The sequence below is a fragment of the Pseudonocardia sp. P-1 genome (assembly GCF_058111925.1).
Window position 1 is genome coordinate 1,367,152 of sequence record NZ_CM176614.1, and the last position, 11,721, is coordinate 1,378,872.

The following is an 11,721-nucleotide window of genomic DNA, read 5'->3' on the forward strand; positions in this document are numbered from 1 at the left end:
CTGTCCGGACAGTCGTCCGCCCGATGGGCGACACCTTGTCCCCTTCGTCCCCGCCACGCACCATCGACACATGACCGCCCGGACACCCCGTCGCCTCGCGACGTCTCCGCGCGCGGCCCGGCACCTCACCCGGTGCCTCGAGGAGTTCTGGCCGTCGCGACGGCCGCACGCCTACGACGAGTTCTGTCCGCGGGCCCGCCTCCGCCCCTGACCGACCCGTCCCGAAGGAACTCCCATGTCCCGCACCACCTCCCGGGTACGCCCGTGAGCGCCCCCGCCGACCACCCGCACGAGCCCGGCGACATCCCCGCGCAGCGCCGGCTCGCCCTGAACGAGGACTGGGCCGCGACGGTCGTCGGCCTGCTCCTGCTCGTTCTCGTCCTGTCCGGGCTCTGGCCGGGGTGGCTGGTCCCGTGACCGGGCCGCACACCGGCCGACCGGCCGGGCATCGGAACGAACCGCACACCGGGGTGCACGCCGGGCCCGCGGCGGCGGCACCCGGCCGCTCCCCCGTCCTGTGGGCCCTGGGTGGCGTCGCCGTCGCCCTCGTCCTGGGCGGGCTCGTCCGCTTCCTGGAGCAGACCGTCCCCGACGCCGCCGAGGGCACCGCGTTCTCCGGGATCGCCGACGCGGTCGAGTACCCGGTCTACGCGATCGCGCTCGGGCTGCTCGGCAACGTCGTCCTCACCGTGACCGGGCTGCGCGAGCGGCTGTCGGGTGGGTTCCGCACCGAGTTCTTCATCAAGACCGGGCTGGTCCTGCTCGGCGCCTCGATCGACTTCTCGGTCATCGTGCGCGCGGCCGGGCCGGCCGTGCTGCAGGCGATCGTGCTGATCACCGTGGTCTTCGGCTTCACCTGGTGGCTGGCCGGGAAGGCCGGCGTCGACGACAAGCTCCGGGCGCTGCTCGCCTCCGCCGTGTCCATCTGCGGGGTCAGCGCCGCGATCGCCGCCGCGGGCGCCGTGCAGGCCCGGAAGGAGCAGCTCGCCTACACGGCCAGCCTGGTCATCATCTTCGCGCTGCCGTCGATCTTCCTGCTGCCCGCCGCGGTCGGGGCGCTGGGTCTGTCCCCGGCCGTCGCCGGGGCGTGGATCGGCGGCAACATCGACACCACCGCCGCGGTCAGCGCGGCCGGGGCCATCGTGGGCGAGGAGGCGCTGCAGATCGCGACCATCGTCAAGACCACGCAGAACGCGCTGCTGGGCGTCGTCGCGGTGGCGCTGACGGCCTGGTTCACGCTGAAGGTGGAACGCAGCGGGTCGGCGGGCAGGCCGGGGCTGCGCGAGTTCTGTGAGCGCTTCCCGAAGTTCGTGCTCGGGTTCCTCGCCGCCTCGGTGATCGCGACGGTGTTCGTCGCGACCGCCGGGTCCGACGTCGCGAAGCCGCTGATCGGCGACGTGAACGCCTTCCGGACGATGTTCCTGATCCTGGCGTTCGTGTCGATCGGGCTGGAGTTCCGGGTGGCGCCGCTGCGGGAGGCCGGATGGCGCCCGATCGGGGTGTTCGCCGCGGCGACCGGGGTCAACCTGGCCGTCGGACTCGGGCTGGCGGTGCTGCTGTTCTCCGGGCTCACCGTCTGAGGTCCCCGTCCCGCCCGGGCACGCCGGGCGGGACGGCTCAGGCCGCCGGGACGGCGCGGGACGCGGCGCCGGGCAGGGCGCTCAGCACGGCGCGGGCGACGGCGTCGTTGTAGCGCAGGCTCTGCGCGTTCATCCCGGGCCGGGTGAACGCCCCGGCGACCTTGACCGTCGTGTGCGGCCCGACCGCGAACCGCCGCTCGTGCACCCCGCCGTCCGCGGTGTGCAGCGCGCCGTCGGCCGGACGGACCGACAGCAGGCCGGTGTTGCGCAGCGGGGCGCCGTCGTCGTCGTGGAGGACCTCCTCGACGGCCTCGCCGCGGGCGAGCAGGCCACCCAGCAGCCCGTCCACCGTACGCGAGACGCTCGGGTCGGGCAGCCGGGCGTCGACCAGGACCCGGGTCGTCACGGGCGGCGCCCCGGCCAGGGTGGTGCTGGTGGCGTGGAAGCCGTCGGCGTCGACGTCGACGCTCATCCCGGCGCCGAGGAACCGCAGGTACCCGGCACGGGACAGGGCGAGCATCTGGCGGACCCGGAAACCGGGTGGGCCGGACGCGACCGAGTTGAAGAACGACTGCCACCACGGCATGTCCCTCGCCCGCGAGCGCGGCGAGAGCACCCCGGACCCGGCCAGGCGGGTGGTCTCGGTGTAGACCGACAGCATCGCGACGAACGCGCCGAGGTGCGGGGTGTGCCGCTCGTCGACGTGCTGGCGCAGGTCCTCGGCGATGCGTTCGCGCACCAGGGGTTGCAGCGCCTCGAGGTCCGGGGCGTGCACGCCGTCGAGCGGGCGGTCCAGCGCGGTCAGGTCGAGCCGGTCGAGCGGGTCGGGCACCAGCTCGGCGATCAGCGCCGCCTCCTCGGGCGAGCCGTGCGCGACGGCGGAGAACCGCCGGGCGAACTCGTCCCACCCGGCGCGGACGCGGTCGGGGTGGCCGACGAACAGCTCGTGGTACCAGCCCCAGCCGATCTCCTTGGCCATCAGCGGCCACACCCGGGTGGCGACCTCGACCGGGCCGCCGGAGGCGATGAGGTCGTCGGTGACGTCGGGGCCGAGGAACCGCGGCAGCGGCGGAAGCCCGGCCCGTAGCTGGTAGTGGGTCTTGGAGTGGTAGGTCGCGCCGCGCGGGGACCCGCCGACGAGCACCGGCTCCCGCCCGCACGGCTCGTACCGCAGCCGGCCCGGGTCGGCGTCGTCCGGGTCGGGGACGAAGCGCCCGCCGCGGCCCTCGAACAACAGCACCACGAGGTCGACGAACGCCAGCCCCAGCCCGCGGGCCAGCACGGTCTCGCCCGGCGCGATCACCGACAGGTCGGAGTCGGAGGTCTGCTCCGGGGGCAGGTAGCGCAGGCCGAACTCGTCGGCGCGGGCGGCGAGCGCGATCTCGTCGTCGGTGGGGGTGGCGTCGAGGTGCCCGGAGGCGAGCACGACGGCGTCGCCGCGCAGGACGGTGCCGTCGGCGAGTGTCACGACCTGCCTGCCGTCGGTCTCGTCGAGGGCCTCGGCGGTGGTGCGGTGCACGTGCACCCGCATTCCGGCCGGCGCCCGGCCGACGATCTCGCGCAGCACCGCGGCGAGGTAGTGGCTCTGCAGCCGCCGCGACGGGAACGTCGACGCCGTGACCTGCGCCAGCTCGTCGGCGAGCTCCGGTCCGAGCTCGGCCCGCGGGTCGCCGTGCTCGCGCAGGTCCTGCGCCCAGTCCCAGAACGACGGGCCGGGCGCCACCGGGCCGTCGCAGACGACCGAGGAGTCGGTCCACATCGTGACGTCGGCGGCCATCGAGTTCATCGCGAGCAGCGGGGACTGCGCGTGCCGCCAGATGCGGCCCGCCCCGGCCGGGAACGGGTCGACGAGGTGGACGTCGACGCCGGGTCCGGCGAGGGCGTCGGACAGCAGCTCGGGCGCACTCGCGACCATGCGCTCCAGCACGCCGGCCCCTCGGGGGCCGGCGCCGACGATCACGACGGACGGGGCGTGCGGGCTACGGGACATCGGGGCGCTCCTGGGTCGGCGGGCGGAGGGGGACGACCCCTCACGGCGCCCACCGCAGGCGGCACAGGTCGACGTGCCTGCGCCTCACCAGCCGGAGACCCATGGATGCCACGGTAGGTCGCCTCCCTCGCCGTGGCCACCCGCCACGGTCGGTCCACCTGCCTCAACACCGCACCGGCCTCCGGGATTCCGCACCCCGTCCGTGAGCGCGGGCCGGTGGCGGCACGGTCGTCAGGCGGCCGGGCCGGCCAGGGTGACGTGCAGCGGCCGGTCGGTCCCCGCCGTCGCGGCGACGGCCTCGGCGAGGATCTCCAGGACCGTCTCGTGGGTGCCGGGGTCGGCCGCGGCGAGCGGACCGTCGGCGACGACGAGCTCGACGGGTCCGGCGGGCAGCCAGGACAGATCGCCCAGGCAGTCCGCCAGCGCGTCGAGGTTGTGGCCGTAGTACTCGGGGAAGCTCAGCGCCCGGCCGAGGGCGGACAGGACCGCGGCGCGGTCCGCGACCCCTTCGACGACGGCGACGCGACCGGAGCCACCGGCCCGCCCCCGGGCCGCGTCGACGGCGGGGGCGGTTCCGGCGCTCTCACGGGGAAGGGTGCTCACCTCGAGACGTCTACCACGACGAACGAGGCGTAGTGGTCGGCCGTGTAGTAGTACTCCCCGCCCGATCCGGTGACGATCCGCCGGGCGCCGCGGGTGCTCGCGCCGGGGGTCGGCACGGTGAACTCCTGGTAGTAGCCCGAGGACTTCGCGGGCAGGATCCCCTCCCGGTTCTGGAAGGTCGTCCCGTCCTGGCTGTACGGGTACGGCCCGCCGGAGCGGATCAGCCGGTAGGTGTCGGTGGCCTGGGACGGCAGCGACGACAGCGCCCGCACCGGCAGCCCGGACTCCTGCTCCCCCGGCACGGCGGCCGGGGCGACGGGAGCGGCGACGGCGGCAGGCACGGCCGGAGCGGGTGCGGCGGCGGCCGCGGCGGGCAGGGCGAGGCCGAGGGCGGCCAGAACGGCGACGAGTGCCCCGACGATCAGGGTACGCGTCCCGGACCGCGCATCCGGTCGAATGATCATGGTCCGGACGCTAGGCCGGGTCACCCGTTCGGGTACAGACGTCGCGACGAACCGCCACCGTCCCGTCACCCGCTGTTTCCACGGCTGCCGCGACGACCACCCTCCGTTCGCCCGCCGACCGCATCGGCGGGCCGGTGACAGGCCATGATCACGACCGGTCACCGCGTAGGTGCATCCGGTCACCGTGTCCTGCGTCGCACCCCTGTTCTACGCGCAGTAAAAGCGCGTTGAAGCGGGTACAACGGAGCTCGAGAGACCAGGAACGACTGCGCATGACACGCCCCGATCCCGACACGTTCAACGGAGAACGTCGCATGACCGCAGAGTTGATTCACCCCCTGCCCGAGGCTCCCGCACCCGTGGAGCTCCCGGCACCCCAGGCCGGCCGCTCGACCGTGGACCGGCTGCTGGACTCGATCGACGACCTGGTGCGCCGGCACCGCGCGCTCGCCGCGCACGACGGCGCCTCCGCCGCCCTGCACGCCGAGCTGATCGCGGCCGAGCTGGACCAACAGGTGGCGATCCTGCGGACGATGCCCCGCCAACCCGGCAGCTGACCCACGCGGGTCAGAGCTCGGCCGCTGCCGGGATGATCTCCGATCCGAACACCCGCAGCGGCTCGATCGTCGCCACGTCCGGCACCACCGTGTGCACGTGCTGCACACCGAATGCCGCGTAGCCGCGCAGCTCCTCGACCGCGGCCTTCGGGTCGGCCGGATCGAGCCGCGCCATGACCGTCTTCTCGATCTCGTCGTAGTCGCGTCCGACCTCCTCGCAGCGGGTGCGCAGCACGTCCAGCTTGCGCTCCAGCTCGGGGCCGCCGAACAGGTTGCACGCGTCGGCGTACTGCGCGACCAGGCGCAGCGTCTTCCGCTCCCCACCGCCGCCGATCAGGATCGGCGGATACGGCCTGCGCAGCGGCTGCGGGGTGTTCAGCGTGGCGCCGAGCCGGTAGTGGGTCCCCTCGAAGGGGCCGTCGTCGTCGCTCCACATCTGACGGGCGATGCGCAGCGTCTCCTCCAGCCGTTCGAACCGCTCCGCGGTCGGCGGGAAGAACAGCCCGAGCCCGGTGGCCTCCTCGTCGTTCCAGGCGGCGCCGACACCCAGCATCGCGCGGCCCTTCGACAGCACGTCCAGGGTGGTCACGGCCTTCACCAGCAGGCCGGGGTCGCGGTAGGTCACCGCGGTCACCCAGGCCAGCAGGTCGACCTTCTCGGTGCGGGCGGCCAGGTAGCCGAGCACGGTGTAGGCCTCGAGCATGTCGGTCTCGACCGGCCCGACCGGCCGGATCTGCCAGAGGTGGTCCATGACGCTCACCCGGGAGAAGCCCTGCTCCTCGGCCGCGACGGCGATCCGGGACAGGTCGTCGGCCAGGCCCGCCGGTCCGGCCGGGTAGGTGAAGTCCGCGATGTGCAGTCCGATCCTCACGGCATGTCCTCTCGTAAACGGAGCCAACTCCGTTTCGAGCCTAGCCCTCTCCCGGCGACCGGCGCCACCGCGCCCATCGGACCGCGGGCGTCGCCGGTTCGGTCGGCTCCGTCACGTCGCGCACGACCGTTCGGTGCGGTTCACTGATCCGGTGATCGTGCTCGTGCGGAGGCTGCACATCGACCTGGGCCGGACGGCCGGGGCCCTCTGTCCCCGCTCCTGACCCCGTCCCCCCGCAGCCCCTCGTACAGGAGTTCACCCATGCCTCTCGTCACCTTCGCCGTCAGCGGCCAGGGCACCGGCGTCGCGCAGACCGTCGCGGTCGACGGCGCCGGCTACGTCATCGAGACCGACGCCTACCCCGCCTTCGGCGGCAAGGACGAGCACCCCAGCCCGCTCGCCTACACGCTCGCGTCGCTGTCGTCGTGCAACCAGGTCACCAGCTCGATCGTCGCGAAGGAGCTCGGCATCACGATCGAGCACGTGCGCTTCGACGTCGCCGCCGACTTCAACCCGACGACGATGACCACCGGGACCCACCGCGACGGCGAGACCACCTTCCAGAACCTGCGGGTCGACGCCGTGATCACCACCGACGGCACCGACGAACAGGTCGCGCAGCTGGCCCGGGAGACCGAGCGCCGCTGCCCGGTGTCGCAGCTGTTCGCCCTGGCCGGGGTGTCGATCACCAGCACCTGGACGAAGGCCTGAGGTCCTAGTCTGCGGGGGTGGCAGACACCGTCGACTCCCCCGAGCTCGTCCACCTGGCCGTCGAGGCCGGGATCGCGACGATCACCCTGGACTCCCCGCGCAACCGCAACGCACTCTCGGCGCAGCTGCGCCGGGAGCTGATCGCGCACCTCGACGCGGCGATCGCCGACGACGCGGTGCGGGTCATCGTGCTGACCCACACCGGCACGGTGTTCTGCGCGGGCATGGACCTCAAGGAGTCCCGTGGCGCGGGCGCCGAGCAGCAGGGCGTCACCGAGGTGCCGCGGATCCTGACGACGCTGTGGGACTCCCCCAAGCCGGTCGTCGCCCGGCTGTCGGGCCCGGCCCGCGCCGGTGGGGTCGGGATCGTGGCGGCGTGCGACATCGCCGTCGCCGCCGAGTCGGTCACCTTCGCGTTCTCCGAGGTCCGGATCGGGGTGGTGCCCGCGGTCATCTCGGTGACCGTGCTGCCCCGGCTGTCCGCCCGCGCCGCGCACGAGCTCTTCCTCACCGGGGAGACCTTCGACGCGCGGCGCGCGGCGGCCGTCGGGCTGATCAACAGCGCCGTCCCGGCGGAGACCCTCGACGACGAGGTGGCCCGCTACACCGGCATGCTGCGCCTCGGTGCGCCCGGCGCCCTGGCCGGGGCGAAGGCGATGCTGCGCCGCGAGCGCCCGGCGACGATGAGCGACGACTTCGCCGCGATGAACACGCTGTCCGCCTCGTACTTCGCCTCCGAGGAGGGGCAGGAGGGCATCCTGGCCTTCGGGGAGAAGCGGACGCCGTCCTGGGTGCCGGAGGGCTGAGCCCCGCGCCCCGGCCCGGCTCGCCCCGGCCCAGGCCCGCTCCGGCTCGACCAGGCCCGGCTCGCCTCGCGCCGGCCCGGCTCGCCACGGCCCGGGTCCGTCCCGGCCCGGCCCGGCCCGGCCCGCCGAGTGGCACACCGGGCACCTCGGACCCCCTCGGGCGGGTTCACGGTGTACCACTCGTCGGTGCGTGGTCCAGCGCCCGGCCGATCTCCGCGACGATGCGCCCGGGCTCGTCGCGCAGGTCGAGCCGGGTGTAGCAGTAGATCCGCCACCCGGCGTCGACGAGGCGGGTCACCCTCGTGGCGTCGCGCAGGACCCGGTCGGGGCCGGTGTGGTCGGCGCCCTCGTACTCGATGCCGACGCGCGGCGCGGGATAGGCGAGATCGAGCCACACCGCGCGGCGCCGGGCGTCGTCGAGCACCGGGTGCTGGACCTCAGGTCGCGGCAGGCCGGCCCGGACCAGGAGCAACCGCAGCCGGGTCTCGGGCGGGGACATGGCGCGCCGGTCGGCGAGCCCCAGGACGCCGGGAACGCCGGCCACTCCGCGCAGCCCCCGGTAGCGGACCGCGAAGTTCAGCAGCAGGTCCGGAGCGAACCCGTGCCGGAACGCCAGCGCGTCCACCGCGACGACGGCGGCGGTCTCGTCGCGACCCCGGGCCAGGTCGAACGCGGTCCGCAGCGGCGTGGTGACCCGGACCCCGTCGCACCACCACCCGATCTCACCGCGGTGCAGCCGGTCGCGGCGCACGCGCACCCCCGCCGGGGCCCGGGCCCGGACCGGGAGCACCACGTCGACCGGCGCCCCGGCCGGCGCGCACGGTGCGCCGGACAGCTCGGCCGCGGCCCATCCCGCGATCACCCCGCGACCGCCGGACCAGCGGAACACCGCCCGGCACCGGTCGGCGTGTCCGAGCGGGACGAGGTGCCGGGCGGCCCAGGTGTCGGGCAGCACCCGGACGAACGCCGGGCCCTGCAGCCGTCGCGCCGTCACGAGGCCCGCGCCGACGGCGGCCGAGCCACGGAAGATGAGGGGCCACCCCGGCACGTCCACCGACGCAGGATCCGGGGACACCGCGCCGGGCGGGGCCGTTCGGCGTCGCCGGTGTGCGATCGCGAACCGGTCCGGTCGCCGGAGTGCGCCGAGTGGCACCCCACGGACCCGGGACCGGCCCCGACGGGTCCACGGTGTGCCACTGGGCGAAGCGGGCCGTGGCTCGGCGAGGGCGGCCCGGAGGTCCCGGAGGGTGCCGCGACCACTGCGGGCGGGGGTCCTGCTGCGGCTCGGCGAAGGGGGGCTCCGCGGCGGCGGGGCGCGGTGCGGAGGTGGGGCGGGCCGCCGAGGGGCGGGGAGCCACCGGGCGCGCCTACCCTGGAGGGCATGAGCGTCCCCGTCGTCAGCACCGACCCGGGCGCGGCACTGGACCTGCTCGCCGGGCGGCGCCTCGTCGTCCTCACCGGGGCCGGGCTGTCCACCGACTCCGGCATCCCGGACTACCGCGGCCCGGGCTCACGACCGCGCAACCCGATGACCTACTCCGAGTTCGTGTCCGGGGAGCCCGCGCAGCGGCGGTACTGGGCGCGCAGCCACGTCGGCTGGGCCCGGATGCGTCGCGCCGACCCCAACCCCGGACACCGCGCGCTGGCCGCACTGGGGGCGGCGGGCGTCGTCGACGGGCTGATCACGCAGAACGTCGACGGCCTGCACTCCGTGGCCGGCAGCCGCGGCGTGGTCGACCTGCACGGGCGCATCGAGGAGGTCGTCTGCCTGGACTGCCGCCGCATCACCCCGCGTGACGCGCTGCAGGCCCGGCTCACCGCGCTCAACCCCGGCTTCACCGAGGCGCACAGCGCGCAGGTCGAGACGGCCCCCGACGGCGACGCCGCGGTGGAGATCACCGACGGCTTCCGGATCGCGCCGTGCGCGTCCTGCGGCGGGGTCCTCAAACCGCACGTCGTGTTCTTCGGGGAGAACGTGCCGAAGGACCGGGTGGCGCGCTGCTACGCGATGGTGGCCGCGCTGACCCCCGAGGACGGCGCGCTGCTCGTCGCCGGGTCCTCGCTCACCGTCATGTCGGGGCTGCGGTTCGTCCGGGCCGCGCACCGGGCGGAGGTGCCGGTCGTGATCGTCAACCGCGGGGCGACCCGGGGCGACGAGCTCGCCGACCTGCGCGTCGACGCGGGCTGCTCGGAGGCGCTGGCCGCACTCGCGGCCCAGCCGGTCTGAGCGCTCAGGCCCCGCCGTCGCGACGCCCGCGGGGGGTGTCGAAGCGCCGGGTGGCGCGGTCGGCACCGATCGCGACCAGCGCGCACGCGGGCAGGACCACCACCGTCACGAACACGACCTGCGCCACGAACGGCAGGCCGGTGAGCCACAGCTCGAACGCGTCCCAGCCGTCGATGATCGTGCGCACACTCCACACGGTAGTCCCCGGGCCCAGGCATTAGGTTCGGGGCCATGTTCGCTGTCTATGCGCAGGAGCCCAACCCCGACGCTCCCCTCGACTCCCTCGTCGTGGGCGAGCGGCCCGACCCGGAGGTCCCCGACGGCTGGGTCTCCGTCAACGTCTCCGCCGCCAGCCTCAACATGCACGACCTGTGGACGCTGCGCGGGGTCGGCATCAAGCCCGACCAGTTCCCCATGACCCTCGGCTGCGACGGCGCCGGGACCCTCGACGACGGCACCGAGGTCGTCCTCTACCCGATCATCGGCGACCCTGACTGGCGCGGCGACGAGACGCTCGACCCGAAGCGCACCCTGCTCACCGAGCGCCACCAGGGCACGATGGCCGACAAGGTGATCGTCCCGGCGCGCAACGCCGTCCCCGCCCCGAAGGGCCTCACCCCCGGCCAGGGCGCCGTCCTGGGCACCGCCTGGCTGACCGCGTACCGGATGCTGTTCACCAAGTCGGGCCTGCAGCCGGGCCAGACGGTGCTCGTCCAGGGCGCCTCCGGCGGCGTCTCGACGGCACTGGTCCAGCTGGGCCGCGCCGCGGGCTTCCAGGTGTGGGTCACCGGCCGCGACGAGGAGAAGCGCGCACTGGCCGAGCGCCTCGGCGCGCACGCCACGTTCGAGTCCGGGGCGAAGCTGCCGGGCAAGGTCGACGCCGTCATGGAGTCGGTCGGCGAGGCCACCTGGAAGCACTCCATGCGGGCGCTGCGACCCGGTGGCCGCATCGTCGTCTGCGGCTCCACCTCGGGTCCGAACCCGCCCGCGGACCTGCAGCGGCTGTTCTTCCTCCAGCTCGAGGTGGTCGGCGCGACCATGGGGACGCGCCAGGAGCTCGCGGATCTCATGAACTTCGTGGCGACGGCCGGGATCGCGCCGGAGATCGGGACAGAACTGCCGATGGACTCCGCGAAGGAGGCGTTCGAGGCGATGGCCGCGGGGCGCACGGCGGGGAAGATCGTCCTGACCCGCTAGAGCGTTACGTGATCCGGGTGTGATGCAGTCGTGATGTCGTTGGTGAACGTCAAGCGGTCTACGTAATCGCTGGTCGTCGGCCTGTCGGTCATCGCTGCGTGACGACCGCCCGGCGCTCGGGGGACGTTTGCCCAGGACAGGGTCGGATTTCGCCCGTTCGGCAAGTACAGTGCGTCATCGTGACCGAGCCTTTCAGTCGACGGGCGTCGGGGACTGCCACCATGGCTGCCCCGACGCCTGGAGCCGCGGGTGTCGTCGAATTCCTGGACCGGGTCGACCACGCCGTGGCCACAGCCCTGTCCACCAACCCGTCCTCGACGGACGTCAGCCGTGACGGCTGGCGGGTCCTGTTGATGCTCGCCCGCGGCACCGGCCGCAGCATGGGTGAGGTCGCGGGACACACGTCGCTGCCCGCCCCCACGGCCACCCGGATCGTGGACCGCCTCGTCGAGAAGAAGCTGGCCTACCGGTCGGCCGACCCGCTCGACCGGCGCCGCGTGCTGGTGCACCTGTCGGCCGAGGGACGGACGGTCGTCGAGTCCGTCTGCCAGCGGGTGCAGCGCATCCTGTCGCCGCGCCGTGCCCCCGCCGCCCGGCCCGCGCCGTGCGACGGGCCGATCCCCGGCCCCCGGGCGGGCTCGGTCATGTAGACCGCCCCCGCGCTCCCCCGCCCCCACCACGTACACGTCGGGCCCGACCCCCAGCCGGGAGTCGG

The 11,721-nt window shown here is 74.4% G+C and carries 16 protein-coding genes; 10 read left to right on the forward strand and 6 right to left on the reverse strand.

Annotated features, from left to right (window positions below; genetic code table 11):
* The first annotated feature begins 70 nt into the window (after positions 1-70).
* Genes AC0GKK_RS06510 through AC0GKK_RS06520 form a run of 3 tightly spaced genes read left to right on the forward strand, consistent with a single transcriptional unit; the run spans position 71 to position 1,580 of the window.
* Positions 71-211, forward strand: a complete 141-nt coding sequence (locus AC0GKK_RS06510; protein ID WP_168172205.1) for a hypothetical protein — start codon at positions 71-73, stop codon at positions 209-211.
* 53 nt (positions 212-264) lie between these two features.
* Positions 265-417, forward strand: a complete 153-nt coding sequence (locus AC0GKK_RS06515) for a hypothetical protein (RefSeq protein ID WP_168172052.1) — start codon at positions 265-267, stop codon at positions 415-417.
* The gene (locus AC0GKK_RS06520) at positions 414-1,580 is read left to right on the forward strand and encodes a YeiH family protein (RefSeq protein WP_489883387.1); all 1,167 of its coding nucleotides are present in this window, start codon (positions 414-416) and stop codon (positions 1,578-1,580) included. Before AC0GKK_RS06515 ends, AC0GKK_RS06520 begins: the two co-directional genes overlap by 4 nt.
* Positions 1,581-1,617: 37 nt before the next feature.
* On the opposite strand, the gene AC0GKK_RS06525 is transcribed toward AC0GKK_RS06520, so the two are convergent.
* The 3 genes from AC0GKK_RS06525 to AC0GKK_RS06535 form a co-directional block, all read right to left on the reverse strand.
* Positions 1,618-3,570, reverse strand: coding sequence for an FAD/NAD(P)-binding protein (locus AC0GKK_RS06525; protein WP_489883388.1), 1,953 nt, complete (start codon positions 3,568-3,570; stop codon positions 1,618-1,620).
* 231 nt (positions 3,571-3,801) lie between these two features.
* Positions 3,802-4,173 carry a barstar family protein gene (locus AC0GKK_RS06530; RefSeq protein WP_489883389.1) on the reverse strand — a complete coding sequence of 124 codons (372 nt, stop codon included), beginning with the start codon at positions 4,171-4,173 and terminating at the stop codon, positions 3,802-3,804.
* Positions 4,170-4,637: a guanyl-specific ribonuclease gene (locus tag AC0GKK_RS06535; RefSeq protein WP_489883390.1), complete on the reverse strand. Its 468-nt coding sequence runs from the start codon at positions 4,635-4,637 to the stop codon at positions 4,170-4,172. Before AC0GKK_RS06535 ends, AC0GKK_RS06530 begins: the two co-directional genes overlap by 4 nt.
* 314 nt (positions 4,638-4,951) lie before the next feature.
* On the opposite strand from AC0GKK_RS06535, the gene AC0GKK_RS06540 reads away from it, so the two are divergent.
* Positions 4,952-5,194, forward strand: a complete 243-nt coding sequence (locus AC0GKK_RS06540) for a hypothetical protein (RefSeq protein WP_145983293.1) — start codon at positions 4,952-4,954, stop codon at positions 5,192-5,194.
* Between the two features lie 10 nt (positions 5,195-5,204).
* On the opposite strand, the gene AC0GKK_RS06545 is transcribed toward AC0GKK_RS06540, so the two are convergent.
* Positions 5,205-6,065: an LLM class F420-dependent oxidoreductase gene (locus AC0GKK_RS06545; protein WP_489883391.1), complete on the reverse strand. Its 861-nt coding sequence runs from the start codon at positions 6,063-6,065 to the stop codon at positions 5,205-5,207.
* Here AC0GKK_RS06545 and AC0GKK_RS06550 point away from each other — a divergent pair.
* The 3 genes from AC0GKK_RS06550 to AC0GKK_RS06560 are packed head-to-tail and all read left to right on the forward strand — an operon-like array spanning position 6,046 to position 7,582.
* The gene (locus tag AC0GKK_RS06550; protein WP_357546261.1) at positions 6,046-6,288 is read left to right on the forward strand and encodes a putative leader peptide; all 243 of its coding nucleotides are present in this window, start codon (positions 6,046-6,048) and stop codon (positions 6,286-6,288) included. The genes AC0GKK_RS06545 and AC0GKK_RS06550 overlap by 20 nt on opposite strands.
* A gap of 38 nt (positions 6,289-6,326) precedes the next feature.
* Positions 6,327-6,776, forward strand: coding sequence for an OsmC family protein (locus tag AC0GKK_RS06555; RefSeq protein WP_073578011.1), 450 nt, complete (start codon positions 6,327-6,329; stop codon positions 6,774-6,776).
* A gap of 17 nt (positions 6,777-6,793) precedes the next feature.
* Positions 6,794-7,582: an enoyl-CoA hydratase-related protein gene (locus AC0GKK_RS06560; RefSeq protein WP_405418402.1), complete on the forward strand. Its 789-nt coding sequence runs from the start codon at positions 6,794-6,796 to the stop codon at positions 7,580-7,582.
* Between the two features lie 166 nt (positions 7,583-7,748).
* On the opposite strand, the gene AC0GKK_RS06565 is transcribed toward AC0GKK_RS06560, so the two are convergent.
* Positions 7,749-8,636 (reverse strand): endonuclease domain-containing protein, encoded by an 888-nt coding sequence (locus tag AC0GKK_RS06565; RefSeq protein WP_489883392.1) that lies wholly within the window; start codon positions 8,634-8,636, stop codon positions 7,749-7,751.
* A 327-nt stretch (positions 8,637-8,963) separates the two neighbouring features.
* Here AC0GKK_RS06565 and AC0GKK_RS06570 point away from each other — a divergent pair, with 327 nt between their 5' ends.
* The gene (locus AC0GKK_RS06570; RefSeq protein WP_489883393.1) at positions 8,964-9,809 is read left to right on the forward strand and encodes an NAD-dependent protein deacetylase; all 846 of its coding nucleotides are present in this window, start codon (positions 8,964-8,966) and stop codon (positions 9,807-9,809) included.
* A gap of 4 nt (positions 9,810-9,813) precedes the next feature.
* Here the strand turns inward: AC0GKK_RS06570 and AC0GKK_RS06575 are convergent, their stop codons facing one another.
* Positions 9,814-9,996, reverse strand: a complete 183-nt coding sequence (locus AC0GKK_RS06575; protein WP_062401450.1) for a hypothetical protein — start codon at positions 9,994-9,996, stop codon at positions 9,814-9,816.
* A 44-nt stretch (positions 9,997-10,040) separates the two neighbouring features.
* Between AC0GKK_RS06575 and AC0GKK_RS06580 the strand changes: the two genes are divergently transcribed.
* Both AC0GKK_RS06580 and AC0GKK_RS06585 read left to right on the forward strand, forming a co-directional pair.
* Positions 10,041-11,006 carry a zinc-binding dehydrogenase gene (locus tag AC0GKK_RS06580; RefSeq protein WP_489883394.1) on the forward strand — a complete coding sequence of 322 codons (966 nt, stop codon included), beginning with the start codon at positions 10,041-10,043 and terminating at the stop codon, positions 11,004-11,006.
* Positions 11,007-11,227: 221 nt separating this feature from the next.
* On the forward strand, positions 11,228-11,656 hold the full coding sequence (locus tag AC0GKK_RS06585) for a MarR family winged helix-turn-helix transcriptional regulator (RefSeq protein WP_062401445.1): 429 nt from the start codon (positions 11,228-11,230) through the stop codon (positions 11,654-11,656).
* The last annotated feature ends 65 nt before the right edge of the window (positions 11,657-11,721 follow it).

What these genes read in the sequence shown, in the direction of transcription:
- AC0GKK_RS06510 (WP_168172205.1), top strand. Translation starts at nt 71, where the DNA reads ATGACCGCCCGGACACCCCGTCGCCTCGCGACGTCTCCGCGCGCGGCC.
- AC0GKK_RS06525 (WP_489883388.1), bottom strand. Translation starts at nt 3,570, where the DNA reads ATGTCCCGTAGCCCGCACGCCCCGTCCGTCGTGATCGTCGGCGCCGGC.
- AC0GKK_RS06535 (WP_489883390.1), bottom strand. Translation starts at nt 4,637, where the DNA reads ATGATCATTCGACCGGATGCGCGGTCCGGGACGCGTACCCTGATCGTC.
- AC0GKK_RS06540 (WP_145983293.1), top strand. Translation starts at nt 4,952, where the DNA reads ATGACCGCAGAGTTGATTCACCCCCTGCCCGAGGCTCCCGCACCCGTG.
- AC0GKK_RS06550 (WP_357546261.1), top strand. Translation starts at nt 6,046, where the DNA reads ATGTGCAGTCCGATCCTCACGGCATGTCCTCTCGTAAACGGAGCCAAC.
- AC0GKK_RS06555 (WP_073578011.1), top strand. Translation starts at nt 6,327, where the DNA reads ATGCCTCTCGTCACCTTCGCCGTCAGCGGCCAGGGCACCGGCGTCGCG.
- AC0GKK_RS06570 (WP_489883393.1), top strand. Translation starts at nt 8,964, where the DNA reads ATGAGCGTCCCCGTCGTCAGCACCGACCCGGGCGCGGCACTGGACCTG.
- AC0GKK_RS06580 (WP_489883394.1), top strand. Translation starts at nt 10,041, where the DNA reads ATGTTCGCTGTCTATGCGCAGGAGCCCAACCCCGACGCTCCCCTCGAC.
- AC0GKK_RS06585 (WP_062401445.1), top strand. Translation starts at nt 11,228, where the DNA reads ATGGCTGCCCCGACGCCTGGAGCCGCGGGTGTCGTCGAATTCCTGGAC.